26 protein-coding genes are annotated in these 26066 nt (G+C 70.3%); 19 read left to right on the top strand and 7 right to left on the bottom strand.

What is annotated here, in order from left to right; translation table 11 throughout:
• Window positions 1-11: 11 nt before the first annotated feature.
• From ACFWHU_RS08345 to ACFWHU_RS08320, 6 genes are all read left to right on the top strand, one after another.
• On the top strand, window positions 12-920 hold the full coding sequence (locus tag ACFWHU_RS08345; RefSeq protein ID WP_385795132.1) for a ribonuclease Z: 909 nt from the start codon (window positions 12-14) through the stop codon (window positions 918-920).
• A 131-nt stretch (window positions 921-1051) separates the two neighbouring features.
• On the top strand, window positions 1052-2164 hold the full coding sequence (locus ACFWHU_RS08340; RefSeq protein WP_387224392.1) for a carbohydrate kinase family protein: 1113 nt from the start codon (window positions 1052-1054) through the stop codon (window positions 2162-2164).
• Window positions 2165-2325: 161 nt separating this feature from the next.
• The gene (locus ACFWHU_RS08335) at window positions 2326-3357 is read left to right on the top strand and encodes a PhoH family protein (RefSeq protein ID WP_242570982.1); all 1032 of its coding nucleotides are present in this window, start codon (window positions 2326-2328) and stop codon (window positions 3355-3357) included.
• Between the two features lie 51 nt (window positions 3358-3408).
• Complete coding sequence (ybeY, locus tag ACFWHU_RS08330; protein WP_385795126.1) at window positions 3409-3906, top strand: rRNA maturation RNase YbeY; 498 nt, start codon at window positions 3409-3411, stop codon at window positions 3904-3906.
• Complete coding sequence (locus ACFWHU_RS08325) at window positions 3903-5189, top strand: hemolysin family protein (protein WP_385795124.1); 1287 nt, start codon at window positions 3903-3905, stop codon at window positions 5187-5189. The genes ybeY and ACFWHU_RS08325 overlap by 4 nt, the downstream gene beginning before the upstream one ends.
• Before the next feature lie 23 nt (window positions 5190-5212).
• Window positions 5213-5566 (top strand): MmcQ/YjbR family DNA-binding protein, encoded by a 354-nt coding sequence (locus tag ACFWHU_RS08320; protein WP_385795337.1) that lies wholly within the window; start codon window positions 5213-5215, stop codon window positions 5564-5566.
• 10 nt (window positions 5567-5576) lie between these two features.
• Here ACFWHU_RS08320 and ACFWHU_RS08315 read toward each other — a convergent pair whose 3' ends face one another.
• A complete protein-coding gene (locus tag ACFWHU_RS08315) occupies window positions 5577-6983 on the bottom strand; it encodes a polysaccharide pyruvyl transferase family protein (RefSeq protein ID WP_387224391.1) in 1407 nt (468 codons plus the stop codon).
• A 329-nt stretch (window positions 6984-7312) separates the two neighbouring features.
• Here ACFWHU_RS08315 and ACFWHU_RS08310 point away from each other — a divergent pair, with 329 nt between their 5' ends.
• From ACFWHU_RS08310 to ACFWHU_RS08265, 10 genes are all read left to right on the top strand, one after another.
• Window positions 7313-7681, top strand: a complete 369-nt coding sequence (locus tag ACFWHU_RS08310; protein WP_385795118.1) for a VOC family protein — start codon at window positions 7313-7315, stop codon at window positions 7679-7681.
• Window positions 7682-7728: 47 nt separating this feature from the next.
• Complete coding sequence (locus tag ACFWHU_RS08305) at window positions 7729-8082, top strand: cytidine deaminase (protein ID WP_385795116.1); 354 nt, start codon at window positions 7729-7731, stop codon at window positions 8080-8082.
• A gap of 60 nt (window positions 8083-8142) precedes the next feature.
• Window positions 8143-9117, top strand: coding sequence for a GTPase Era (era, locus tag ACFWHU_RS08300; RefSeq protein ID WP_385795114.1), 975 nt, complete (start codon window positions 8143-8145; stop codon window positions 9115-9117).
• Window positions 9118-9411: 294 nt separating this feature from the next.
• Entirely contained in the window at window positions 9412-11220 is a 1809-nt protein-coding gene (gene leuA, locus ACFWHU_RS08295) for a 2-isopropylmalate synthase (protein WP_387224390.1), read from the top strand.
• Between the two features lie 154 nt (window positions 11221-11374).
• On the top strand, window positions 11375-12070 hold the full coding sequence (locus ACFWHU_RS08290) for a TerB family tellurite resistance protein (protein ID WP_385795109.1): 696 nt from the start codon (window positions 11375-11377) through the stop codon (window positions 12068-12070).
• A gap of 221 nt (window positions 12071-12291) precedes the next feature.
• Window positions 12292-14442 carry an MMPL family transporter gene (locus ACFWHU_RS08285; RefSeq protein ID WP_387224389.1) on the top strand — a complete coding sequence of 717 codons (2151 nt, stop codon included), beginning with the start codon at window positions 12292-12294 and terminating at the stop codon, window positions 14440-14442.
• Window positions 14443-14553: 111 nt separating this feature from the next.
• Complete coding sequence (locus tag ACFWHU_RS08280) at window positions 14554-15903, top strand: sensor histidine kinase (protein ID WP_387224388.1); 1350 nt, start codon at window positions 14554-14556, stop codon at window positions 15901-15903.
• The gene (locus ACFWHU_RS08275; protein ID WP_385795102.1) at window positions 15900-16592 is read left to right on the top strand and encodes a response regulator; all 693 of its coding nucleotides are present in this window, start codon (window positions 15900-15902) and stop codon (window positions 16590-16592) included. The genes ACFWHU_RS08280 and ACFWHU_RS08275 overlap by 4 nt, the downstream gene beginning before the upstream one ends.
• A 66-nt stretch (window positions 16593-16658) precedes the next feature.
• Window positions 16659-17408: a DNA repair protein RecO gene (gene recO, locus ACFWHU_RS08270; protein WP_387224387.1), complete on the top strand. Its 750-nt coding sequence runs from the start codon at window positions 16659-16661 to the stop codon at window positions 17406-17408.
• A gap of 13 nt (window positions 17409-17421) precedes the next feature.
• The gene (locus ACFWHU_RS08265) at window positions 17422-18276 is read left to right on the top strand and encodes an isoprenyl transferase (protein WP_385795096.1); all 855 of its coding nucleotides are present in this window, start codon (window positions 17422-17424) and stop codon (window positions 18274-18276) included.
• Window positions 18277-18355: 79 nt separating this feature from the next.
• Here ACFWHU_RS08265 and ACFWHU_RS08260 read toward each other — a convergent pair whose 3' ends face one another.
• The 4 genes from ACFWHU_RS08260 to ACFWHU_RS08245 form a co-directional block, all read right to left on the bottom strand.
• A complete protein-coding gene (locus ACFWHU_RS08260) occupies window positions 18356-18850 on the bottom strand; it encodes a Fur family transcriptional regulator (protein ID WP_385795093.1) in 495 nt (164 codons plus the stop codon).
• Window positions 18851-18910: 60 nt separating this feature from the next.
• Window positions 18911-19822 carry a metal ABC transporter permease gene (locus ACFWHU_RS08255; protein ID WP_387224386.1) on the bottom strand — a complete coding sequence of 304 codons (912 nt, stop codon included), beginning with the start codon at window positions 19820-19822 and terminating at the stop codon, window positions 18911-18913.
• A gap of 2 nt (window positions 19823-19824) precedes the next feature.
• Window positions 19825-20598 carry a metal ABC transporter ATP-binding protein gene (locus ACFWHU_RS08250; protein ID WP_385795334.1) on the bottom strand — a complete coding sequence of 258 codons (774 nt, stop codon included), beginning with the start codon at window positions 20596-20598 and terminating at the stop codon, window positions 19825-19827.
• 107 nt (window positions 20599-20705) lie between these two features.
• Window positions 20706-21707, bottom strand: coding sequence for a metal ABC transporter substrate-binding protein (locus ACFWHU_RS08245; protein WP_387224385.1), 1002 nt, complete (start codon window positions 21705-21707; stop codon window positions 20706-20708).
• A gap of 141 nt (window positions 21708-21848) precedes the next feature.
• Between ACFWHU_RS08245 and ACFWHU_RS08240 the strand changes: the two genes are divergently transcribed.
• The 3 genes from ACFWHU_RS08240 to ACFWHU_RS08230 all read left to right on the top strand — a co-directional run bounded on the left by ACFWHU_RS08240 (window position 21849) and on the right by ACFWHU_RS08230 (window position 24016).
• A complete protein-coding gene (locus tag ACFWHU_RS08240; protein ID WP_078077434.1) occupies window positions 21849-23231 on the top strand; it encodes a glycine--tRNA ligase in 1383 nt (460 codons plus the stop codon).
• 107 nt (window positions 23232-23338) lie between these two features.
• Window positions 23339-23554, top strand: coding sequence for a hypothetical protein (locus tag ACFWHU_RS08235; RefSeq protein ID WP_385795087.1), 216 nt, complete (start codon window positions 23339-23341; stop codon window positions 23552-23554).
• Between the two features lie 207 nt (window positions 23555-23761).
• Window positions 23762-24016, top strand: coding sequence for a DUF6243 family protein (locus ACFWHU_RS08230; protein ID WP_387224384.1), 255 nt, complete (start codon window positions 23762-23764; stop codon window positions 24014-24016).
• Window positions 24017-24082: 66 nt separating this feature from the next.
• On the opposite strand, the gene ACFWHU_RS08225 is transcribed toward ACFWHU_RS08230, so the two are convergent.
• Window positions 24083-25396, bottom strand: coding sequence for an MFS transporter (locus ACFWHU_RS08225; RefSeq protein WP_387224383.1), 1314 nt, complete (start codon window positions 25394-25396; stop codon window positions 24083-24085).
• Window positions 25393-26013 carry an ArsR/SmtB family transcription factor gene (locus ACFWHU_RS08220; RefSeq protein ID WP_387224382.1) on the bottom strand — a complete coding sequence of 207 codons (621 nt, stop codon included), beginning with the start codon at window positions 26011-26013 and terminating at the stop codon, window positions 25393-25395. Before ACFWHU_RS08220 ends, ACFWHU_RS08225 begins: the two co-directional genes overlap by 4 nt.
• Window positions 26014-26066 lie beyond the last annotated feature (53 nt).

Below are 26066 nucleotides of genomic sequence, written 5' to 3'. Positions count from 1 at the left end.
GAGCCGACACCGTGTCCGTACGAGAGCTCGTCGTCCTCGGCACCGCCAGCCAGGTCCCCACCCGGCACCGCAACCACAACGGCTATCTGCTGCGCTGGGACGGCGAGGGCATCCTCTTCGACCCGGGCGACGGCACCCAGCGCCAGATGGCGCGCGCCTCGGTCGCGGCGTACGACATCAACCGCATCTGCGTCACGCACTTCCACGGAGACCACTCGCTCGGTCTCGCCGGAGTGATCCAGCGCATCAACCTGGACGGCGTCCCGCACGAGGTCACCGCGCACTACCCGGCGAGCGGACACGTCTTCTTCAGGAGGCTGCGTTACGCGACGGCGTACCGCGAGAGCGTCGACATCACCGAGGCACCCGTCGAAGCCGACGGCGTACTCGCCCGCACCGACTCGTACACCCTCCGGGCGCACAAGCTCTCGCACCCCGTCGAGTCCTACGGCTACCGGATCACCGAGCCCGACGGCCGCAGGATGCTCCCCGAACGCCTCGCCGCGCACGGCATCAAGGGGCCCGACGTCGGACGCCTCCAGCGGGACGGCGAACTGCGCGGGGTGACGCTCGCCGACGTCAGCGAGGAGCGCAGGGGCCAGAACTTCGCCTTCGTCATGGACACCCGGCTCTGCGACGGCGTGCACGCCCTGGCCGACGGCTGCGACATGCTGGTCATCGAGTCCACCTTCCTCGACGAGGACCGTCAACTGGCGGACGACCACGGTCATCTGACGGCGGGCCAGGCGGGAGCGGTGGCACGCCAGGCCGGCGTACGGCACCTCGTACTGACGCACTTCTCGCAGCGCTACAGCGACCCGGCGGAGTTCGAGCGGCAGGCCAGGGCGGCCGGATACGACGGCGAGCTGACCGTCGCCGCTGACCTCGTGCGGGTGCCGCTCCCCAAGCGCTCGCCCTGACCCGCGCCCGGCCCCGACCGGTGCCTGCCCGGTGGCCGACCCGGCGGCAGCCCCCACGGCCTGTTTCACGCCGACTGTCAGTGCCATCGGGCACACTGTCCGGATCCGTAAGCCGATCCGGGAGCGCGACCGTGACCCCACGTGAAGGAACGCCGCAGGCACACACCGCCGATGTCGACCCGCTGGGCGCCCTGCGCTCCCCCGACGACCCGGACTGCGACGTCTACCTGACCGGCACGGTCTTCCTCGACATCATCTTCACCGGCCTCGACAGCGCCCCCGTGCGCGGCACCGAGTCCTGGGCCAGGGGCATGGGTTCGAGCCCCGGCGGCATCGCCAACATGGCCAGCGCGCTGGCCCGGCTGGGACTGCGCACCTCGCTGTCGGCCGCCTTCGGCGACGACCACTACGGGGAGTACTGCTGGGACGCGCTGGAGCAGGGCGAGGGCATCGACCTCTCCCGCTCACGCACCGTCCCCGGCTGGCACTCACCCGTCACGGTCTCCATGGCGTACGAGGGCGAGCGCACGATGGTCTCGCACGGCCACGAGGCGCCGCCGCCCGAAGGCACCCTGCCCGAGTGCCCGCCACGCGCGCGTGCCGCCGTCGCCGCGCTCACACCGGGCCGCAGCGAGGGGTGGATCGCCCGCGCCGCCGGCCACGGCGCACGGGTCTTCGCCGACGTGGGGTGGGACGACACGGGCCGCTGGGACCTCGCCGGACTCCCCGACCTGGCGCACTGCGAGGCGTTCCTGCCCAACGCCGAGGAGGCGATGCGCTACACCCGCGCCGAATGCCCCAGGGCCGCCGCGCGGGCGCTCGCCGAGCTGGTGCCGCTGGTGGTCGTGACCCTGGGCGCGGAGGGCGCGTACGCGGTCGACAGCGCCACCGGCGCCACCGCCGAGGTGCCGGCCATCGACGTGGAGGCGCTCGACCCGACGGGCGCGGGCGACGTGTTCGTCGCCGGGTTCGTCACCGGCACCCTCGCCGGCTGGCCGCTCGCCGACCGGCTCGCCTTCTCCGGGCTCACGGCGGCCCTGTCGGTCCAGGAGTTCGGCGGATCGCTGTCGGCCCCCGGCTGGGCGGAGATCGCCGCCTGGTGGGGCTACGTCCAGGAGTCGTCCGACCAGGACCCGGCGGCGCTGCGCCGGTACGCCTTCCTGGCGGGGCTCCTGCCCGCGCCGAGCAGGCCGTGGCCGCTGCGCAGGGCCGTACCGACGATCGGGTTCGGCCGCTCGGGCTGACGCGCCGGGTCCCTTCCGGAGACTGTTCGAAACGCCCGTCCGAAAGGCGCGCGGAAAAGCCCTACGGGCTTGTCGGTGCGGAGTCGTACGCTGGTACCCAGAGGTTGTCGAGCGGCGAGAACCCTGCAACGGGAGGTATGTGCAGGCCACAGTGCCGGCCCATGACTCAGACACCCACAGTCCGTACCCCCGCGCCCGGTCAGGCGCGAGCCCACTTCACCATCCCCGCCAAGCACCCGATGGTGACGATCCTGGGTTCCGGTGACTCGCTGTTGCGCGTGATCGAGAAGGCGTTCCCGGCCGCCGACATCCATGTCCGGGGCAATCAGATCAGTGCCGTGGGCGACGCGGCCGAGGTCGCGCTGATCCAGAGCCTGTTCGACGAGATGATGCTGGTGCTCCGCACCGGTCAGCCGATGACGGAGGACGCAGTGGAACGCTCGATCGCCATGCTCAGGGCGAGCGAGAACGGCGGCGCGGACGGACCCGAGACCCCCGCCGAAGTTCTCACGCAGAACATCGTCTCCAGCCGTGGGCGCACGATCCGCCCCAAGACGCTCAACCAGAAGCGTTACGTGGACGCGATCGACAAGCACACGATCGTCTTCGGCATCGGCCCGGCGGGCACCGGCAAGACCTATCTCGCCATGGCCAAGGCCGTGCAGGCCCTCCAGTCCAAGCAGGTCACCAGGATCATCCTGACCAGGCCCGCGGTGGAGGCGGGGGAGAGACTCGGCTTCCTGCCCGGCACGCTGTACGAGAAGATCGACCCGTATCTGCGCCCGCTCTACGACGCGCTGCACGACATGCTCGACCCCGACTCGATCCCGCGCCTGATGGCCGCGGGCACGATCGAGGTCGCGCCCCTGGCGTACATGCGAGGCCGGACGCTGAACGACGCGTTCATCATCCTCGACGAGGCGCAGAACACCAGCTCGCAGCAGATGAAGATGTTCCTGACGAGGCTCGGCTTCGACTCGAAGATCGTCATCACGGGCGATGTCACCCAGGTCGATCTCCCCGGCGGCACGAAGAGCGGGCTGCGCCAGGTCCAGGACATCCTGCACGACGTCGAGGACGTGCACTTCTCCCGGCTCACATCGGACGATGTCGTCCGGCACAAGCTCGTCGGCCGTATCGTCGACGCCTACGAGCAGTACGACAGCCGTAACGGCAACGAACAGCACAGCTGAGCCGGCACCTCGCGGCCCAGCGGCATCTATCCGGGAGAGTCACACCGCACCATGTCGATCGACGTCAACAACGAGTCAGGCACCGAGGTCGACGAGCAGGCGATCCTCGGGGCCGCCCGCTACGCGCTCACCCGGATGCGTATCCACCCCCTCTCCGAGCTCTCGGTGATCGTGGTGGACTCCGCCGCCATGGAGCAGTTGCACATGCAGTGGATGGACCTTCCCGGTCCGACCGACGTCATGTCCTTCCCGATGGACGAGCTGCGTCCACCGGTGAAGGACGAGGAGGAGCCCCCGCAGGGGCTCCTCGGTGACGTCGTGCTCTGCCCGGAGGTCGCGAAGGCCCAGGGCGAGGAAGCGCCGACGCGGCACTCCATGGACGAGGAGCTTCAGCTCCTCACCGTCCACGGTGTCCTGCACCTCCTCGGGTACGACCACGAGGAGCCGGACGAGAAGGCTGAGATGTTCGGCCTCCAGGCGGCCATCGTGGACGGCTGGCGGGCCGAGCAGGGCCTCACCGGTCCCTCTCCCGCACCGACCGTCTCGTGATCGCGCAACTGATCATCGGGGCGGTCGCGCTGGTCGTCGTCGCCTGGCTGGCGGCCTGCGCCGAGGCGGGGCTCGCCCGCGTCTCCACGTTCCGGGCGGCGGAGGCCGAGCGCTCCGGGCGGCGCGGCGCCGACAAGCTGGCGCAGATCGCCGCCGACCCGACGCGGTATCTCAACGTGGCGCTGCTGGTGCGCGTCGCCTGCGAGATGGCGGCCGGGGTGCTGGTCACGTACGTCTGCCTGGAGGAGTTCACGGAGACCTGGATCTCGCTGCTCGTCGCGATCGGCGTGATGGTCCTCGTGAGCTACGTCGCCGTGGGCGTCTCGCCGCGCACCATCGGCCGCCAGCACCCGCTGAACACGGCGACCGCCGCGGCGTACGTCCTGCTGCCGCTGGCCCGGATCATGGGGCCGGTCCCGCAGCTGCTGATCCTCCTGGGCAACGCCCTCACGCCGGGCAAGGGCTTCCGCAAGGGACCGTTCGCGAGCGAGGCCGAGCTGCGGGCGATGGTCGACCTCGCCGAGCAGGAGTCGCTGATCGAGGACGACGAGCGCCGGATGGTGCACTCGGTCTTCGAGCTCGGGGACACGCTGGTGCGTGAGGTCATGGTCCCGCGTACGGACCTGGTCTGCATCGAGCGCTACAAGACGATCAGGCAGGCCCTGACGCTGGCGCTGCGCTCCGGCTTCTCCCGGATCCCGGTCACGGGGGAGAACGAGGACGACATCGTCGGCATCGTCTACCTCAAGGACCTCGTCAGGAAGACGCACATCAACCGTGACTCCGAGGCCGATCTGGTCTCCACGGCGATGCGCCCGGCGGCGTTCGTGCCGGACACCAAGAACGCGGGCGATCTGCTCCGCGAGATGCAGCAGGAGCGCAATCACGTCGCCGTCGTCATCGACGAGTACGGCGGCACGGCCGGCATCGTGACGATCGAGGACATCCTGGAGGAGATCGTCGGCGAGATCACGGACGAGTACGACCGTGAGCTGCCGCCTGTCGAGGAGACGGGCACCGACTCCTACCGGGTCACGGCCCGGCTCGACATCGGCGATCTCGGGGAGCTGTACGGGCTCGACGAGTTCGACGACGAGGACGTGGAGACGGTCGGCGGTCTGCTCGCGAAGGCGCTGGGCCGGGTGCCGATCGCCGGGGCGAGCGCGCTGGTGGAGCTGCCGGACGGGCGCACGCTGCGGCTGACGGCGGAGTCCCCGGCCGGCCGGCGGAACAAGATCGTGACGGTCCTCGCGGAGCCGGCCGAGCGGACGACGGCGCGGTGAGCGCCGCGGTGCGGGACGGCTCGCTGTCGCGGGACGAACTGCGCGCGTTCTGCCTGGAGTTCAACGCCGTGACGGAGGAGTTCCCCTTCAACCCGGAGACCTCGGTCTTCAAGGTCGTGGGGAAGGTGTTCGCGCTCACGGCCCTGGACGCCGAGCCGTTGAAGGTCTCGCTCAAGTGCGACCCGGACGAGGCGATCCGGCTCCGTGCCGCCCATCCGGAGATCGTCCCCGGCTGGCACCTCAACAAGCGGCACTGGAACACGGTCACGGTCGCCGGACTGCCCGCCGGGACGGTCCGCGAGCTGATCGAGGACAGTTACGACCTGGTGGTGGCCGGTCTGCCGAAGGCGGAGCGCCTTCGGCTGGACCGGCCGTAGGTGGTGCGGCTCAGTTGTTGGGCCGCAGCCTGCGGCGCACCTGGCGCCGGACCGCCGGACCGATCCGCAGCGGTGAGCCGTTCTCCAGGTCGGCCAGGCGCCGCTCCATGGAGTTGAGCTTCTTCTGGAGTTCGTTGTTCTTCTTGGTGAGCATCTCGATACGGCGGTCGGTGACGGTGTGACGCTCGTGCAGCCGGCTGAACCGGTAGTGCAGCGAGCCGTCGTCCGTGCCGTCCCACACACCGAGGGACGGCGGGAGGTCGAGGGCGCCGAGCCGCAGGTCGTACGCGGCGCCGCCGTCGCCGTGCGTGAAGGTGTTCTCCAGGCCGTTCCGGTCGAGGAAGCCGATGAAGCGGTCGAAGCGTTCCTTGTGCCCGTTCAGCATCTCGCTGAAGTCGGCCTGGTCGTACAGCTCCTGCGGGTGGATGTCGGCGGGTGTGGCGCTGAGCATCCGGTGCGGTATGCCGAAGTAGCGGCACAGCTCCAGGGTCCGCGAGTCGTGGACGAGCACGACGCTGGGGGTGCCGGCGAGCAGGGGCGCGATGTTGCCGTGGATGCGGGTGCCGTAGACGAAGTCGTACGTCGCCAGCTCGTCCATCCATGTCTTGGGATCCAGCGGGACCCTGACCCGGTTCTCCTCGAACAGCGGGTGGGTCAGCCGGCGGGGGAAGCGGGTCTTCGGGCCGGTGACGGCGGAAGTGTCGCCCCAGAAGAGGATCTCGGCGTCGGCGAGGTTCTGCGCGTAGTACCTGAGGTGCGGGAAGCGTTCCAGCGCGTGGCGGGCCAGGCCCTCCAGGTCGCCGACGGTTGTCGCGCCCGGCGACATGTTGATCACGATCCGGGAGTGGGCGTCTATCGTGCCCGGGTCCCGGGGGGTCGGGAAGGTGTCGCCGTGGAGGAACATCGACGGACAGCCGATGACCTCGATGTGCTTCTTGAAACCGAGCCGCTCCAGGTAGGAGGCGGTCAGCTCACCGCGTACGCCCATGGAGGCGGACCTGTCCAGGACGGCCCTGACGAACCGCTTGACCGAGGTCTCGATGGGCCCCAGCTTGGCGGTGTTGTAGTCATGAGTCGCCTGCGCGCCCACACCCACGACCACGACGGGGATGGTGAGCTGCTCGATCAGGGTGGAGAGTTTGTCCAGCGCGCCCTTGAAGGACGGACGGAAGGCATTGGCGAGGGGCACGACGAAGACGTCGTACTGCTCATTGATCTGGCGCGCCCGCTCGGCCGTCGGGACGGTGCTGAGCCCGTTGGAGGTGATCTCGGTGCGCTCGGTGAGAAGGATCTTGTGCGCGGCGTCGCTGAAGAGCAGGTTCCCGGAGTTCGTGCCGATCAGGTCCTTCTGGATGAACTCCTGCTGACTGGCGACGTAGAACGGGCTCTTACCAGAGCGTATGAGTATGCGCTTCATGACCTTCTTCCTCGTTTGCTCAGACACACCTGGTCTGGGAGCCCGGCAAGCGCTCTCCCCCACCGGCACCGGTCTCGGTCAGTGACCGGGCCGCGTGGAACGGGACGATACCCGAGATCAAAAGCTAGAAGACATGGGTATTTCATGCTTTGTTGGGATGCCGTTCATGTGATCTACAGCTCGTGCGTGATGCCGGAATCGTGGAGTTCAACGCTGCGTCAGGTGAGCTGTGCGCTCCGTGTGTCGGCGGCGCTCCGGTGACGGTGGAACCCGTCCGCCGGGACACCCGTCATACAGCGGTCCCAAGTCGTCGGAAGGACAATCGACCAGTGATCGGCAAACTGCAGTGCGTGGTGCTGGACTGCCCCGATGTGGGGGTACTCGCACGGTTCTACCAGGCGCTTCTGGGCGGCGACGTCAACCGGCCCGATCCCCGGTGGGCCGTGGGTGACGGCTTCGCCACCCTGCACACCGGGGACGGCCCTGTCCTCGCCTTTCAGCGGGTGCCGGGGTACCGGGCGCCGCGGTGGCCGGACGCCGCGTATCCGCAGCAGTTCCATCTGGATCTCGACGTCGAGGACATCGACCTGGCCCAGGAGCAAGTGCTCGGTCTCGGTGCGACGTTGCTTCTCGTCGATCCCGCCGGGTGGCGGGTCTTCGCGGATCCGGCGGGGCATCCCTTCTGTCTTCTCGGCTGACGAGGGCGGGCCGCTTCGCCGGTGAACCGGCTCTCTATGCTCGGGCCATGACGCAGAGCACCGACCTCGATCCCGAGGACCGCAAGATCATTACGTTGGCCCGCAGCGCCCGTGCGCGTAACGGGGTACCCGAGGGGGCCGCCGTGCGGGACGACACCGGGCGGACCTATGTCGCCGGGACCGTCGGCCTCGACTCCCTCAAGCTCAGCGCGCTGCGGACCGCCGTCGCCATGGCCGTCGCGAGCGGCGCCACCTCGCTGGAGGCCGCGGCGGTCGTCACCGACGATCAGGCGCCGAGCGAGGAGGACCGGGCCGCCGTACGCGATCTCGGCGGGCCCGGAACACCCGTACTGGTGGCCGCTCCCGACGGGACCCTGCGGCTGACCGTCAGTGCCGGCTGAGGCATCCGGAGGGTCCGTCTGCGGGCCGACTGGTCGGCGGGGGCGGGACGATCGGGGAGAATGGGCGCCATGAGCGCTCGTACCCCTTCGTCTCCCGAGACTTCCGCCGAACCGTCCGAAGCCCCCCACCGGGCCGGTTTCGCCTGCTTCGTCGGTCGCCCCAACGCGGGCAAGTCCACCCTCACGAACGCTCTGGTCGGCACGAAGGTGGCCATCACGTCGAGCCGGCCGCAGACCACGCGGCACACGGTGCGCGGCATCGTGCACCGGCCCGAGGCGCAGCTGATCCTGGTCGACACCCCCGGTCTCCACAAGCCGCGCACGCTGCTCGGCGAGCGGCTGAACGACGTCGTGCGGACCACCTGGGCCGAGGTCGACGTCATCGGGTTCTGTGTGCCCGCGGACCAGAAGCTAGGCCCCGGTGACCGCTTCATCGCCAAGGAGCTCGCCGGGATCAGGAAGACGCCGAAGGTCGCGCTCGTCACGAAGACCGACCTCGTCGACTCCCGCGTCCTGGCCGAGCAGCTGATCGCGATCGACCAGCTCGGCAAGGAGCTGGGCTTCGAGTGGGCGGAGATCGTCCCGGTCTCGGCCGTCAGCGGCGACCAGGTGGGCCTCGTCGCCGATCTGCTGGTCCCGCTGCTGCCGCAGAGCCCGCCGCTCTACCCGGAGGGCGACCTCACCGACGAGCCCGAGATGGTCATGGTGGCCGAGCTGATCCGCGAGGCCGCGCTCGAAGGCGTACGGGACGAGCTGCCGCACTCGATCGCGGTCGTGGTCGAGGAGATGCTGCCGCGCGAGGACCGGCCGGCGGACAAGCCGCTGCTGGACATCCACGCGAACGTCTACATCGAGCGGCCGAGCCAGAAGGGGATCATCATCGGCCCCAAGGGCAAGCGGCTCAAGGAGGTCGGGACGAAGTCCCGCAAGCACATCGAGGCGCTGTTGGGCACGCCGGTCTTCCTGGACCTGCACGTCAAGGTCGCCAAGGACTGGCAGCGCGATCCCAAGCAGCTGCGCAAGCTGGGCTTCTGAGCGCGGTCGGGCCCGCAGGTCCGGTTTCCGGGCGCGGGCCGATCCACAGCCCAGCGGAACGGGGCTTTTCCGGGCATTTGACCCGTACCCCCGATGATCCCGCATACTGATACGGCCCCGCGCGGACCGCGCGGCTCCGCTAGGCTGCGGCACATCATGCGTTTCGGGCTGCTTCTCCTTAGCTGCCGCGGCGAGGGTCTGTAGTCGTAGGCCGACCCCCTCCCCGCGGAGTCTGGTGATGCGGTTTTCCCGCCCCGTCGGCCGTCCCAGCGGACACACGAGGAGCCCAACGCAATGTCTGAGCGCACTTCCGAGCGCATGTCCGACCCCGCGGCAGGCGGATCGGCCGTCGGCCGTCCCACCCCCGTCACCAACGCCACGCACACCCAGAAGCCGTCCGGGATGCCGATCCACAAGTACGGGCGTTACGAGGCCGTGGACATCCCCGACCGCACGTGGCCGGACAATCGCGTCACCCAGGCGCCCCGCTGGCTCTCCACCGATCTGCGCGACGGCAATCAGGCCCTGATCGACCCCATGTCGCCCGCCCGCAAGCGCGAGATGTTCGACCTGCTGGTGCGCATGGGCTACAAGGAGATCGAGGTCGGTTTCCCGTCGTCCGGCGAGACCGACTTCGGCTTCGTGCGGTCGATCATCGAAGAGGGCGCCATCCCCGAGGACGTGACCATCTCCGTCCTGACGCAGGCCAGGGAAGAGCTGATCGAGCGCACCGTCCAGTCGCTCGTCGGCGCCCACCGCGCCACCGTCCACCTGTACAACGCCACCGCCCCCACCTTCCGCCGCGTCGTCTTCCGCGGCACCCGTGAGCAGGTCAGGCAGATCGCCGTGGACGGTACGCGGCTGGTCTCCGAGTACGCCGAGAAGATCCTGGGCCCGGAGACGGTCTTCGGCTACCAGTACAGCCCGGAGATCTTCACCGACACCGAGCTGGACTTCGCCCTGGAGGTCTGCGAGGGCGTCATGGACGTCTGGCAGCCCGAGGAGGGCCGCGAGATCATCCTCAACCTGCCGGCCACCGTCGAGCGCTCCACCCCCTCCACGCACGCCGACCGCTTCGAGTGGATGTCGCGGAACCTGTCCCGGCGCGAGCACGTCTGCCTCTCCGTGCACCCGCACAACGACCGCGGCACCGCCGTCGCCGCCGCCGAGCTGGCGATCATGGCCGGGGCCGACCGTATCGAGGGCTGTCTGTTCGGCCAGGGCGAGCGCACCGGCAACGTCGACCTGGTGACCCTGGGCATGAACCTGTTCTCCCAGGGCGTCGACCCGCAGATCGACTTCTCGCAGATCGACGAGATCCGTCGCACCAGCGAGTACTGCAACCAGATGGAGATCCACCCGCGCCACCCCTACGCGGGCGACCTCGTCTACACCTCCTTCTCCGGCTCGCACCAGGACGCCATCAAGAAGGGCTTCGACGCCATGGAGGCCGACGCGGCCGCCCAGGGCAAGACCGTCGACGAGATCGAGTGGGCCGTGCCGTACCTGCCGATCGACCCCAAGGACGTGGGCCGTTCGTACGAGGCGGTCATCCGGGTCAACTCGCAGTCCGGCAAGGGCGGCATCGCCTACGTACTGAAGAACGACCACAAGCTGGACCTGCCGCGCCGGATGCAGATCGAGTTCTCCCGGATCATCCAGGCGAAGACGGACTCCGAGGGCGGCGAGGTCACGCCCAGGGAGATCTGGTCGGCCTTCGAGGACGAGTACCTGCCCAACCCCGGCGACGCCAACGCCCGTTGGGGCCGGATCCAGCTGCGTTCGGGCCAGAGCACGACCGACAAGGACGGCACGGACACCCTCACCGTCGAAGCCGTCGTGGACGGCGCGGACACCGTACTCACCGGCTCCGGCAACGGGCCGATTTCGGCCTTCTTCGCCGCCCTGGCCGCCGTCGGGGTCGACGCCCGGCTGCTGGACTACTCCGAGCACACCATGAGCGAGGGCGCCAGCGCGCAGGCCGCCTCGTACATCGAGTGCGCCATCGACGGAAAGGTGCTCTGGGGTATCGGCATTGACGCCAACACCACGCGCGCCTCGCTGAAAGCCGTTGTCTCCGCGGTGAACCGCGCAACGCGCTGACCTGAGCGTTTACCGGCCCCGTCCACCTGTCACGGTGGGCGGGGTTCGGCCATGTCGTGGCGACCTGACGCCGAGGTAATGACGCCGCATCGTTGCTGTGGTTAACATCACGTCAATGCGGCAAAGTTGCCGAAGCGTTACGGAGGTGCGCGACGTGCTGCCAGGCCAGGGATCGAACGGCAGGAAACTGCGTATCTGCGGCATCAACACCGCGTGGAACACGATCGGGGACGGGGAGTTCTTCTGCCCCGACTGCGGCGGTGACCGCAACTACCGCCGTCGCACCGGGCGTCGCCGCTTCGCCGTGCTCGGAGTGCCGCTGGTGCCGCGCGGCTCGGCCGGTCCCGTCGTCGAATGCGCCGCCTGTCACGGCCACTTCGGCACGGACATCCTCGACCACCCCACCACCGTCCGCTTCTCCGCGATGCTCCGCGACGCCGTCCACACGGTGGCGCTCGCCGTCCTCGCCGCGGGCGGCACGTCCTCCCGTACGGTCCGGGAGACCGCCGTCGGCACGGTCAGGGCGGCCGGGATCGAGGACTGCACCGAGGAGCAGCTCACGGAGCTGGTGGAGGCGCTGGCAGCCGACACGGGGCGGTTCCTGATCGACCCGGGGCCCTGCGGGGCCGCGCTCGCCATCGAGCTGCACGAGGCGCTGGAGCCGCTGGCCCCGCACCTCGCCGCGGCCGGCCGGGAGTCGATCCTGCTCCAGGGCGCGCGGATCGCGTTGGCCGACGGGCCGTACAGCGCGGCGGAGCGCGATGTGCTCTCCACCGTCGGCGGCGCGCTGCAACTGTGCGCCGACGACACGGCCCGGCTGCTCGAATCGGCCCGTACGCCGTCGTCCTGAGCCCTTCCCTGCTGAAGACTTCGCCCCCTGAAGCCTTCTCCGGAGCGGCCGGCCCCCGAGTCGTGCCTCCCGGCGCCCGGCGTACTCCTGCGGGAGTAACCGCGCGCCCCGGTCACCCGGGGCAGTAACACCCATCTCGCTCTCACGCGCGACGACCGCGGCTCCTTCCGCCGCGAGGCTGGACTCCGACTCTGACCGGCTGCGCAGAAGGGGGGCCCGCGATGGGGCCCGATATCAAACGCCGACGTCTGCTGCCCTGGGCGGTGGTCGGACTGTGGGTGGTCGTGATCGCCGTGGCCGCGATGTTCGCCGGGAAGCTCGGTGACGTACAGCGCGACGAGGCCGTCGACTACCTCCCGGCGAGCGCCGACTCCACCCATGTGGAGAAGGTCCGGCAGGAGCTGCCCGGCGGTGAGACGACCGATCTGATCGTCGTCTACCACCGCGACGGCGGACTCACCGCCGCCGACCGGACGACCGCCGAGGAGCAGCTGGCGCGGGTCGCGACCGAGCAGAAGCTCACCGCCCCGCCCAAGGGAATCCCGTCCGAGGACGGCACGGTCGTTATGTACCCGATCGCGAGCGCCGTGCCCGACGAGCCGGGCGTCGACAAGGAGGCCGCGCAGATCGCCTTCGTCGAGGACGTACGGGCCCTCACCACGGAGGGCGGCGGAAGCGGCGCGGGCGGCGGCGGCAGCGGACTCGACATCGAGGTCGCCGGGGCCGGCGCCGTCCAGTCCGACATGGAGGCCGTCTTCGAGTCCATCGACGGCACCCTGATGGTGGCGACCGTGCTGGTCGTCGCCGTCCTGCTGATCATCACCTACCGCAGCCCGTTCCTGTGGATCGTGCCGCTGTTCGTCGTCGGCGCCGCGGCCGTCAGCTCCATGGCGGTCGTCTACGGACTGGTGCGGTCCTTCGACACCGTCGTGAGCAGCCAGAGCTCGGCGATCATGACGGTGCTGGTGTTCGGCGCGGGCACCGATTACGCGCTGCTGCTGGTCGCCCGCTACCGGGAGGAGCTGCGCCGCGTACCCCTGCCGTACGACGCCATGCGCATCGCTCTGCGCGGCTGCGGTCCCGCCGTCCTCGCCTCCTCCGGCACCGTCGCCGCCGGTCTGCTGTGCCTCATGGCCGCCGACCTCAACAGCAGCAGCGGCATGGGACCGATCGCCGCCGTCGGCGTCGTGTGCGCGCTCATCGCGATGCTCACGCTGCTCCCCGCCATCCTGGTGCTGCTCGGCCGCCGCGTCTTCTGGCCGCTGATCCCCGTCCACGGCAGCGAGGGCAAGCAGCGCCGCTCCTTCTTCGCCGCCATGGGCACCTCCGCCGCCCGCAGGCCGGTCGCCGTGCTCGCCACCGGTCTGGTGGTGCTCGGTGCCCTCGCCCTCGGCGTACTGAACCTTCCCGGCGCGCTCAAGCAGGAGGACGGCTTCATCGACCGGCCCGAGTCGGTCGTCGGCATGGCGCGCCTGGCGGACGCCTTCCCGGGGCAGAGCGCGCAGCCCATCAGCATCATGGCGCCGAACGGCAAGGCCGACGCGGCGCTCGACACCGCCCGCTCCGTCTCCGGCGTCGCCGAGGCCGAACGGGGCCGCAGCGGCGGCGGCTGGACGGAGATCACCGTCTTCGCGAAGGACGCGCCGGAGTCGGCGGGGGAGAGCGCCACCATCGAACGGCTGCGGTCCACCCTCGACGGGGAGACATACGTCGGCGGGCCCAGCGCCCAGCAGATCGACCTCGCCGACACCAACGCCAGAGACAGGCTCTACGTCATCCCTCTCGTCGTCGTCGCCGTCCTGCTGATCCTGATCGCCCTGCTGCGCAGCCTCGTCGCGCCCCTGATGCTGGTGGTCGCCGTCGTGGTCGTCTGGGGCGCGTCGATGGGCATCGGCGGGCTGGTCTTCGAGCCACTGCTCGGCTTCGCCGGGATGGATCCGGGGCTCGCGCTGCTCTCGTTCGTCTTCCTCGTCGCCCTCGGTGTGGACTACGGCATCTTCCTGATGCACCGGATGCGCGAAGAGGCGCTGAAGGGCGCGGAGCCCGAAGAGGCCGCGCTGACCGCGCTGCGCACCACGGGCGGGGTGATCGCCTCGGCCGGTGTCGTACTCGCCGCGACGTTCGGTGTCCTGGCCAGTCTGCCGCTGGTGATGCTCGTCGAGATGGGCCTTCTCGTGGCCGTGGGCGTCCTGCTGGACACCTTCCTGGTCCGTACGTATCTGGTGACGAGCGCGAGCGTGCTGCTCGGCCGCAAGGTCTGGTGGCCGGGAGCGCTGTCCCGGCCGCCGGCCGCGCCACGGTCCGACGGCGGCCGGGGCGGACAGGACGGACCCGGCGACCGCGAGCGGGAGCCGGTCGGCACCGGGGCCTGAACGGCGGCGTGTGGGCGGTGCGTTGCGGCTTTCGAGGACGGGGCCGCGGCGCACCGGACGACTTCGTGCGGGCCCGTACCGTGCCGCGGCGTGACGAGAGAGGATGGACCCGTGTCAGACACTCCGAGCAGAGGACCACGCACCGAACGTGTCTTCGCGGTGCTCAACCGCGATCCGCTCGAGGCACCGCACCAATTGCGCACGGACCTGGCGGTCACCGGAGTCGTCGGCGTGCTGGGACTCCTGCTCGCCCTGGCCCTGCCCGGCGACGGCGATCCCCTCGACGCGCTCGGCTGGGCGATGTTCGCCGCCGTCACCACGTCCCTGATCTGGCGGCGGCGCCACCCGGTGCCCGTCCTGCTGGTGATGGTCGTCCTCGTCGGCACCTACCACGCACTGGACTACTCGCACGCGGCCACCACACCGGCCACGATGGTCGCCCTCTACACCGTCGCCGTCACCGGTCCGCCGATGCGCGCGGCGCTGCTCGGTGTCGGCACCGTCGGTCTCACGCTCACGGTGATGTTCCTCCTCAACACCGACCGCGGCCTGGAGATGCTCCGCACGTCCGGCTGGATCATCGCCGTCGTCGTCATCGGCATGGACGTACGCGTCTACCGCAAGTACATCGCGGCGATGGTGGAACGCGCGGAGCGCGCCGAACGGACCCGCGAGGAGGAGGCGGCCCGACGCGTCGCCGAGGAACGCCTGCGGATCGCCCGGGACCTGCACGACCTGCTGGCCCACAGCATCACGCTCATCGGCGTCCAGACGTCGGTGGCGTCGCACGTCCTGACCGTCACCCCCGACCGGCTGGACCGGGCCGCGATCTCGCAGGCGCTCGACGGCATCTCGGACACCTGCCGCGACGCGCGCTCCGAACTGCGCACCACCCTGGAGGTGCTGCGCTCCGCCGGAACCGCCGAGGGCGACGAGGGGACCTGGGACGGGGCCCTGCCCGACCTGTCCGCGCTGCCCGGCCTCGTGGAGGCCGCACGGACGGCGGGCGCGGAGACACTGCTCACGGTGCGGACGGAGGGCGTACGCGTACCGCCGGTGGCCGAGGCCGCCGCGTACCGGATCGTGCAGGAATCGCTCACCAACGCCGTACGGCACGCCGGCCCCGCCCCACGGGTGCGGGTGCGCGTGGAGACGCGGGACGGGGCGCTGCACGTCACCGTGACCGACAACGGGGGCGCGCCCGGCGGCAAGGAGGCGCCCGTCGAGCCCGGCTACGGCATCGTCGGCATGCGGGAGCGGGCCCGCAGCGTCGGGGGCACGCTCGACGCCGGACCGTTCGACGACGGCTTCCGGGTGGCCGCGGTCCTGCCCCTGCGGGAGCACGGCGACCCGGCGGAGGGGGACCCGGCGGGCGACCCGGTGGCCGGGGAGCGGACGGGCGACAGGCGGGCGGTCGGCGGCCCGGCCGGTCCGGGCGGCCGACGGGAGCCGGTCGTATGATCCGCGTCCTGCTCGCCGACGACCAGCGCCTCGTCAGGGCGGCCTTCGCGATGCTCGTCGAGTCCGCCGCCGACATGGAGGTCGTGGGCCAGGCCGGCACCGGCCGGGAAGCCGTCGAACTGGCCCGCTCCGCACGGGCCGACCTCGTCGTCATGGACATCCGGATGCCCGAGATGGACGGTATCGAGGCGACCCGGCTGATCGCCGCCGACGAGGACCTCGCGGGCGTCAAGGTGCTCGTCCTCACCACGTACGACACCGACGACCATGTCGTGGAGGCGCTGCGCGCCGGGGCTTCCGGCTTCCTCGTGAAGGACACCAGACCGGCCGAACTCCTCACCGCCATCAGGACGGTGGCGGCCGGCGACTCCCTGCTCTCACCGGGCCCGACGGCGCGCCTGATCGCCCGCGTGCTGAGCGCGCGCAGCGTCCCGGACACCTCACCGGCCCGCGGCCCCGACTGCCTCTCGGCCCGCGAACGGCAGGTGCTCGCCCTCGTCGCACGCGGCCTCACCAACACGGAGATCGCGGAGTCCCTCGGCCTCAGCCCGCTGACCGCCAAGACACATGTGAGCCGCATCATGGGCAAACTGGACGCGCGGGACCGGGCACAACTCGTGATCATCGCCTACGAGTCGGGGCTGGTGACCCCCGGTGACATCAGGGTCACGGCGCCCGGCGGCGGCTGACCGCCCCCGTCACGAAATCCGGGGCGGCAGCCATCGGCACCCTCCCGGTGCGGGAGAATGGCCCCCATGAGCCTGTTCCGCGACGACGGCATCGTGCTGCGCACCCAGAAGCTGGGTGAGGCGGACCGCATCATCACGTTCCTCACCCGCGGCCACGGCCGCGTCCGGGCCGTCGCACGCGGAGTCCGCCGTACGAAGTCGAAGTTCGGCGCGAGGCTCGAACCGTTCTCCCATGTCGACGTGCAGTTCTTCTCACGCGGCAGCGAACTCGTCGGGCGCGGACTGCCGCTCTGTACGCAGAGCGAGACCATCGCCCCGTACGGCGGCGCCATCGTCACCGACTACCCCCGCTACACGGCCGGTACGGCCATGCTGGAGACCGCCGAGCGGTTCACCGACCACGAGGGCGAGCCCGCCGTCCAGCAGTATCTGCTCCTCGTCGGCGGACTGCGCACGCTCTCGCGCGCGGAGCACGCCCCGCATCTGATCCTCGACGCCTTCCTGCTGCGCTCCCTCGCGGTGAACGGGTACGCGCCGAGCTTCGACGACTGCGCGAAGTGCGGGCTCGACGGGCCGAACCGCTTCTTCTCGGTCGCGGCGGGGGGCGTCATATGCGCCGACTGCCGGGTACCGGGCAGCGTCGTACCGTCGTCGGAGGCGGTCGGTCTCCTCAGCGCGCTGCTGACCGGGGACTGGGGGACGGCGGACGCGTGCGAGGCTCGTCATGTCCGGGAGGGCAGCGGGCTGGTGTCCGCGTATCTGCACTGGCATCTGGAGCGCGGTCTGCGCTCACTCAGATATGTAGAGAAGAATTAGGAGACACGAGCGCATGGCACGACGCGGAATCCTGGGACGGCCCCGCCGCGAGTACAAGGTCCCCGAGCCGCACCCCTCCGGTGCGGTGCCGCCGAAGATCCCCGGCGAGCTGGTGCCCAAGCACGTCGCGTGCGTCATGGACGGCAACGGCCGCTGGGCCAAGGAGCGCGGTCTGCCGCGCACCGAGGGCCACAAGGTCGGCGAGGGCGTCGTGCTGGACGTGCTCAAGGGCTGCCTGGAGATGGGCGTCAAGAACCTCTCCCTGTACGCCTTCTCCACCGAGAACTGGAAGCGCACGCCCGACGAGGTGCGCTTCCTGATGAACTTCAACCGCGATGTCATCCGGCGCCGCCGTGACGAGATGAACGAACTCGGCATCCGGATCCGCTGGGTCGGCCGGATGCCCAAGATGTGGAAGTCGGTCGTCCAGGAGCTCCAGGTCGCGCAGGAGCAGACCGTCGACAACGACGCCATGACGCTGTACTTCTGCGTCAACTACGGTGGCCGCGCGGAGATCGCGGACGCCGCGCGGGCTCTCGCCGAGGACGTGGCGTCGGGGAAGCTCGACCCGTCCAAGGTCAACGAGAAGACCTTCGCCAAGTACCTGTACTACCCGGACATGCCGGACGTGGATCTCTTCCTGCGGCCGAGCGGTGAGCAGCGGACGTCCAACTACCTGATCTGGCAGAGCAGTTACGCCGAGATGATCTTCCAGGACGTGCTCTGGCCCGACTTCGACCGGCGGGATCTGTGGCGGGCCTGTCTGGAGTACGCGCACCGGGACCGCCGTTTCGGTGGGGCGCTGCCCAACCTGTCCGACAAGTCGGGCGAGTTGAGCGAGAAGAACCACGAGGGCGAGGGCGAGTAGGGCTTCTCCGCCGGGGCCGGGACCGGCGGCGTACGGGGCGGGACTTCGAGGACACGGCCCGGCGCCGGTCCCGCGCCGGTCACCGGCCCGTCAGGTCCTGACCGGCCGAGGGGCCCGTGCCCGCTCCGGGGTGCGCCCCGGGAGCGTTCCCCGACGCGCACTCCGCGCAGGTGCCGAAGACCTCCACCGTGTGGGCCACGGCCACGAAGCCGTGCTCGGCCGCGATCGTCTCGGCCCACTGCTCCACGGCCGGACCCTCGACCTCGACGGCCTTGCCGCACACCCGGCACACCAGATGGTGGTGGTGATCACCGGTCGAGCAGCGCCGGTAGACGGACTCCCCGTCGTTCGTGCGCAGCACGTCGACGTCGCCCGCGTCGGCGAGCGACTGGAGCGTGCGGTAGACCGTCGTCAGCCCGACCGAGTCGCCGCGGTGCTTCAGCATGTCGTGAAGCTCCTGCGCGCTGCGGAACTCGTCCACCTCGTCCAGCGCGGCGGCCACCGCGGCACGCTGCCGGGTCGATCGGCCGCGTACAGGGGCGGTGCTCGCCCCACCGCCAGGCGCAGTCGTCACGGATGCCTCCAATACTTCTGCCCGGATCGCTCGTCTGTCGGGCCATTCTGCCAGCTCGTGTCAGACCGTGGCCTCGTCCGACGGTCCACGCATGGCGGGAACGGCCGGAATGTCCGCCGGGTCCTCGGTGCGTTCGCTCTCCGCCGACCTCGCCGCCCGTGCCCGCCGTCTCGCGAGCGGGGTCGCGAGCACCGTCAGGACGAGGAAGACGCCGATGGCCAGCAACACAATTGTCGCTCCGGGCGGTACGTCCTGGTAGTACGAGGTGACCGTGCCGGCCAGCGTGACCGCCGTACCGATCACCACCGCCAGTACGAAGGTGACGGCGAAAGACCGGGTGATCTGCTGCGCCGCCGCGACCGGCACCACCATCAGCGCGCTGACCAGCAGCAGGCCCACGACCCGCATCGCGACGGTGACGGTCACGGCGGCCGTGACGGCGACGAGCAGGTTGAGGGCGCGCACCGGCAGCCCGGTGACCCGCGCGAACTCCTCGTCCTGGCTGACGGCGAACAGCTGCCGCCGCAGCCCCACGGTGACCAGCACCACCAGGGCCGCCAGGATCCAGATCGCGTCCAGATCGGCCTCGGAGACCGTGGAGAGCGAGCCGAAGAGATACGAGCTGAGGTTGGCGTTGGAGCCGGTCGGCGAGAGGTTGATCAGCAGGACGCCGCCCGCCATACCGCCGTAGAAGAGCATGGCCAGCGCGATGTCACCGCGGGTGCGGCCGTACGCCCTGATCAGCTCCATCGCGATGGAGCCGACGATCGCCACGAGCGTCGCCATCCAGACGGGGCTGGTGGAGAGCAGGAAGCCCAGCCCGACGCCGGTCATGGCGACATGGCCGATGCCGTCGCCCATCAGCGCCTGGCGCCGCTGGACGAGATAGATGCCGACGGCGGGCGCGATGACGCCGACCAGCACGGCCGCGATCAGGGCCCGCTGCATGAGGGCGGTCTCAAGGATTTCCATGATCAGGTCAGCAGTCCTGTACGGAGCGGCTCTTCGGCCGTGTGCGGGTGGCAGCCCTGGTTGGTCAGGGGCTCGGGGTCGTGGCCGGTCGGCGCGTGCTGCCCGGGGGCGGTCCTCGGCGGCGGCCCGTCGTGCGTCACACAGCCGTCGCGCAGCACCACGGCGCGGTCGATCAGCGGCTCCAGCGGGCCCAGTTCGTGCAGGACGAGCAGTACGGTCGTACCGGCCGCCACCTGGTCACGCAGCGTGGCCGCCAGGATCTCCTGGCTGGCCAGGTCGACGCCCGCCATCGGCTCGTCCATGATCAGCAGTTCGGGTTCGGCGGCGAGGGCGCGCGCGATGAGCACCCGCTGGTGCTGACCGCCGGAGAGGGCCTCGACCGAGTCCTTGGCGCGGTCCGCGAGACCCACCAGCTCGATGGCGTGCCGAACGGCCGCCCGGTCGGCCTTGGAGGGCCACCTCAGCAGCCCGGAGCGGGAGAGCCGCCCCGAGGACACGACCTCGCGGACGGTCGCGGGCACGCCGCTCGCGGCTGTGGTGCGCTGCGGTACGTAGCCGACGCGCGCCCAGTCGCGGAAACGCCGCAGCGGGGTGCCGAACAGGGTCACCTCACCACCGGTGAGCGGGACTTGGCCGATCACGGAGCGTACGGCGGTGGACTTGCCCGAGCCGTTGGCACCGAGCAGCGCGACGACCTCACCGCGCCGGACGGTGAGGTCGATCCCGCGCAGTACGGGGCGGGCGCCGAGCGTGGCGGTGGCGCCGCGCAGCGACAGGACGGTGGTGGGGGGCGTGGGTGCGGCGGCGTCCTGCCCGGCCGCCTCTGTCCGCCCGCTGTGTGTCGTCGCCACGTTCCGTACCTCCGTTGCCGCTGTCGCCCGGTTCACTTCGCGCCGAGGGCCTTCTCCAGCGCGGCGAGGTTGGACTCCATGACCTCGACGTAGTCAGCGCCCTTGGACTTCTTCGTGATTCCCTCGATGGGGTCCAGGACGTCCGTCCTCAGGCCGCTGTCGGCGGCGACCGTCTTCGCCGTCTTGTCGCTGACCAGTGTCTCGAAGAAGACCGTGCCGACCTTGTCCCGGGTCGCGATGGACCGCAGTTCCTTGATCCGCGCCGGACTGGGCTCGGACTCGGGGGAGAGGCCGGAGATGGACTCCTGCTTGAGACCGTAGCGCTCGGCGAGATAGCCGAAGGCCGAGTGCGTGGTGATGAAGGTCTTGGTGGAGGTGTCGGCGAGGCCCTTGTCGAACGCGGTGTCGAGGGTGGTGAGCCGCTCGACCAGCGCGGTGGTGTTCTTGCGGTACGCGGCGGCGTTGTCCGGGTCCGCCTTCTCCAGCGAGGCGCCGACGCCCTTGGCGACCTCGGCGTACTTCACGGGGTCGAGCCAGATGTGCGGGTCGGTGCCCGCCTCGCCCTCGTCCGCGTGCTCCTCGTCCGCGTGCTCCTCACCGGCGTGCTCGTCGCCGTGGGAGTGGCCGACCTCCGAGCCGTGCTTCTCCAGCGTGGTGAGGGTCGCGGCGTCGACGGTGTTCTTCACACCCGCGGCGGTGATGGCCTCGTCGACGGCGGGCTGGAGGCCCTTGAGGTAGAGGATGTAGTCGGCCTCGCCGAGCTGGGCGGCCTGCCGGGTGCCCAGCTCCAGATCGTGCGGCTCGACGCCGGGCCTGGTGAGGGTGGAGACGTCGACGTGCGTCCCGCCTATCTCCTCGGCCAGATACTGCATGGGGTAGAACGACGCGATCACCGCGAGCTTGCCGTCGCCTTTGCCGCCCGCACCGCCCCCGCCGTCGGCCGCGTCCGAGGGGGAACACGCGGACAGCGCGACCAGGCCGAGGGTGACGGATCCGGCGAGCGCGGCGGTGGGTATCAGGCGTCGTACGTTCATGACAGTCATTTTCAACAAAAGTGGAAACGATTGTCAACAAGGAGTGGTGAGGGCCACCGCGGGACACCGATTTGATACAGGGGGTGCGCCCGCCGCTAATCTGAAGCATTCGCCGTTCGTCGTCGTAATGAAGAGAGCACCGTGGCCGCCGACAAGATCGACAGCATCGTCAACCTGAGCAAGCGCCGTGGCTTCGTCTACCCGTGCAGCGAGATCTACGGCGGACAGCGTGCCGCCTGGGACTACGGGCCGCTCGGGGTCGAGCTGAAGGAGAACATCAAGCGCCAGTGGTGGCGTTACATGGTCACTTCGCGCGAGGACGTTGTCGGTCTCGACTCGTCGGTGATCCTGGCCTCCGAGGTCTGGGAGGCCTCGGGTCACGTCGCCACGTTCACCGACCCGCTCACCGAGTGCACCTCCTGCCACAAGCGTTACCGCGCCGACCACTTGGAGGAGGCGTACGAGGAGAAGCACGGCAAGCCGCCGGTCAACGGCCTCAAGGACCTCAACTGCCCCAACTGTGGCAACAAGGGCACCTTCACCGAGCCCAAGTCGTTCTCCGGGCTCCTCTCCACCCACCTCGGCCCGACGCAGGACTCCGGCTCCGTCGCGTATCTGCGCCCCGAGACCGCCCAGGGCATCTTCACCAACTTCGCCCAGGTGCAGCAGACGTCGCGCAAGAAGCCGCCGTTCGGTATCGCCCAGATGGGCAAGTCCTTCCGTAACGAGATCACGCCCGGCAACTTCATCTTCCGCACGCGCGAGTTCGAGCAGATGGAGATGGAATTCTTCGTCAAGCCCGGCGAGGACGAGACGTGGCAGGACTACTGGATGGAGCAGCGCTGGAACTGGTACCGGGACCTGGGCCTGCGCGAGGAGAACATGCGCTGGTTCGAGCACCCGAAGGAGAAGCTCTCCCACTACTCCAAGCGCACCGCCGACATCGAGTACCGCTTCAGCTTCGGCGGCTCGGAGTGGGGCGAGCTCGAGGGCGTCGCGAACCGCACGGACTTCGACCTCACCGCGCACTCCAAGGCTTCGGGCCACGACCTGTCGTACTTCGACCAGGAGGCCGGTGAGCGCTGGACTCCGTACGTCATCGAGCCCGCCGCCGGTGTCGGCCGCGCGATGCTGGCCTTCCTCCTCGACGCGTACAACGAGGACGAGGCGCCGAACGCGAAGGGTGTGCTGGAGAAGCGCACGGTGATGCGGCTCGACCCGCGCCTGGCGCCGGTCAAGGTCGCGGTGCTGCCGCTGTCGCGCAACCCGCAGCTCTCGCCGAAGGCGAAGGGGCTCTCGGCGGACCTGCGGAAGAACTGGAACATCGAGTTCGACGACGCGGGCGCGATCGGCCGGCGTTACCGCAGGCAGGACGAGATCGGCACGCCGTTCTGCGTCACCGTCGACTTCGACACCCTCGACGACGACGCCGTGACGGTGCGCGAGCGCGACACGATGAAGCAGGAGCGTGTCTCGCTGAGCCAGATCCAGGGCTACCTCGGCGAGCGCCTGCTCGGCTGCTGATCACCGCCGCGGATCACGTTCGTGGCTCGAAGCCCCCGGTTCCGTGACGGAGCCGGGGGCTTCGTCGCACACTGCTGACTGGCCGCATCCGTCTACAGGAGGCACTCATGCCGCCCACGACCAGCAGCAAGGTAAGCCGATGGGACCAGCACGGCCGCGAGCATGTCGTTCATGTCCAAAAGGCCGGCATGCAGCGGACGTTGACCTGCGACACCTGCGGCTGGAGCAAGAACGCGCAGTTCCTGCCGTGGCTCAAGGCGGAGGAACATCTCGCCGAGGCGCACCAGGCGACCGTCGACCCGACGGTGTCCGGCAGCGGCTGAGAGCCGTCGCGGGGCGGCGGGGGCGGCGAGAGGCGTGCGGCAGAGCCGGGTCCGTGCCGGGAAAATGAGGTGACGGGCGCCACCCGCCCGGTGGTAGCGTCTTGCGCATGTTCTTCCAGATCTACGAGTGAGAACGCGGCGGTCACGGTCCGCCTCTCACCAGACGAATCCGCAGATCACTTCGCCTTCACCAATTCGGGAGAACCCGTGGCAAAGAGCCGGAACAACCTTCTCGGCGTGGGCGGACAGCGTAAGAAGCTGTCCCGTGCCGATCAGCAGGGCAACGGCCCCGGCCGGAACGCCGACCGCAAGGTCGCCGAGGACAAGAAGCAGGAACTGGTCCGCAAGATGCGCGAGCGCGCGACCGGTTCGGAGTCCGAGGAGCCGACCGCGGACGCGGCGGACACCACCGACGCGAACAGCGCGGCCGATGTGACCGACGGGTCCGCCGCCCAGTCCTGACACACCGCTTCGGCGCGACGACGGCCCGGACCACCTCGGTGGTCCGGGCCGCCGTCGCGTGGTCCGTCAGCCGGGCCGGGAGCGCAGCGCGGTCCGTCCGCTCGGCGACTCGTGCGGCCCGGGAGCGGACGTCGGCAGATCCCTGGCACGCCCGATCGGGGAGAAGAGCAGGATCAGCGCGGCCAGCGGCACCCCGGCGGTGGTGATCCACATCGCCGTACGGATTCCGAGCACCGTACCGAGCGTGCCGCCCAGCAGGGCGCCCAGCGGGATCGTGCCGTAGTTGAGGAAGGCCGTGCTCGCCGTGAGGCGGCCGAGCAACTCCGGCGGGCAGTAGCGCTGCTGGAAGCTCGCCTTGATCACATTGCCCGCCACCACACCCGCGGCGACACAGAATCCGCCCGCGACGTAGAACAGCACCCCGGCGCCGCCCACGGTCAGCGGGATGAGCAGGGCGAACACCGCCAGGCCCAGCTCGAAGACCAGCGTCGCGCGCGCCGTCCCCACCCGGGCCGCGACCCGGCGCGCCAGGAAGGCCCCCGCCACGCCGCCGGCGCCGGCCGCGGCGACGAGCCCGCCGACCGGCCCGGGGTCCAGGCCGACCGTCCGGACCAGGAAGACCACGAGGATCGACTGGTATCCCATCAGGGCCAGATTGGACGCGGCGCCGAAGAGCGTCAGCGTACGGAGCCAGGGGTCACCGGCGACCAGCCGCAGGCCCTCGCCGACCTCGGCGGCCAGCGCGCCGCGCCGGCGTGGGGTTCGCGGGACGCGCGGCTCGCGGTGGCGGATGCGCGACAGACACAGGAGCGATACGAGGAAGGTCGCCGCGTTGGCGAACATCCCGTTGACCGCGCCCGCCAACTGCGCGATCAGTCCGCCCGATCCGAGCCCGGCGATCTGCGCGGCGGACGCGCTGCCGTGCAGTTTGGCGTTTCCCTCGGGCTGGTCCTCGGGGGCCAGGATGGTGGGGAGATAGGCGGTGTACGCGGTCTGGAAGAACACGGCGGCCGTGCCCGTCAGCAGCGCCACGACCACCAGCAGACCGATGCTCAGCAGACCCGCCCACGCGGCGAGCGGGACGGCGGTGAACAGCGCCAGTGAGAGAGCGGCGGCGGCCAGCATGATCGGTCTGCGCCGGGTCCGGTCCACCCAGACGCCGACCGGCAGGCCGATGACCAGCCAGGGCGCCCAGGTCGCCGCGGTCAGCACGCCGACCTCGAACGTGCCCGCGTGCAGGGTGGAGACGGCGATCAGCGGCATCGCGACCCCGGTGACCGACGTACCGAACTTGCCGGCGGTCTCGCCGAGCCACAGCAGCCGGAAGTCGTGGTGACGGCGCAGCAGCCCGCCGCGTATCGCGCCCGTCCCGCGCTTCACGGGGTGCCGCTCCCGGTCCCGCGCGCCTTGCGGGGGAAGGACTGGAGCTGTACGACGACGGGCAGGGCCGCGGGGTCCGCCTCGGTGTCGGGACCGGGTGTGTGGCGGGCGATGACGGCCATCAACTCCGCGTTGAGCGCGCCCAGTTGGTCCGGGGTGAGACGAAGGTCGTGCCAGTCCGAGACCGTACCGGCGGCGCGCCAGCCGTCGTCCCAGTCCTCGTTCAGATAGTCCGTGACCCGGCTGAAGTACTGGCCCACCAGCTCGTGGAGATAGACGGACAGGGCGCCACGGGTGCGGGGATCGTCGCGGAAGTCCGCGGTGTTCAACTCGTTCGGGACACCGGTCCTGCGCCACCAGCGCTCGCGCTTGGTGCCGCGCCCGGTCTCCTCCTCGATGAAGCCGTGCTCGGCGAGATGGCGCAGATGCCAGCTGACGGTGCCGGTGTTCTCACCGAGGCGCTCGGCGAGGCCGGTGGCGGTGGCGGGCCCGTCGAGGCTGATCGCTTCGAGGATGTTCATCCGCAGGGGGTGGGCGAGCCCGCGCAGACTGCGGGCGTCGATACGGCGGGTGGGGCGCGTGGCCGGCCGCGACGGGCTCTCGGGTTCGTCGGACATGACCGCATCGTATGTTGCAGAGGATCCTCTGCATAGGAGTCTCTGCAACATGG

Source organism: Streptomyces sp. NPDC060366 (genome assembly GCF_042725135.1).
Classification (GTDB): domain Bacteria; phylum Actinomycetota; class Actinomycetes; order Streptomycetales; family Streptomycetaceae; genus Streptomyces.
The sequence above is the reverse complement of the archived record's forward strand: the minus strand, read 5'-3'. Positions and strand labels throughout refer to the sequence as shown.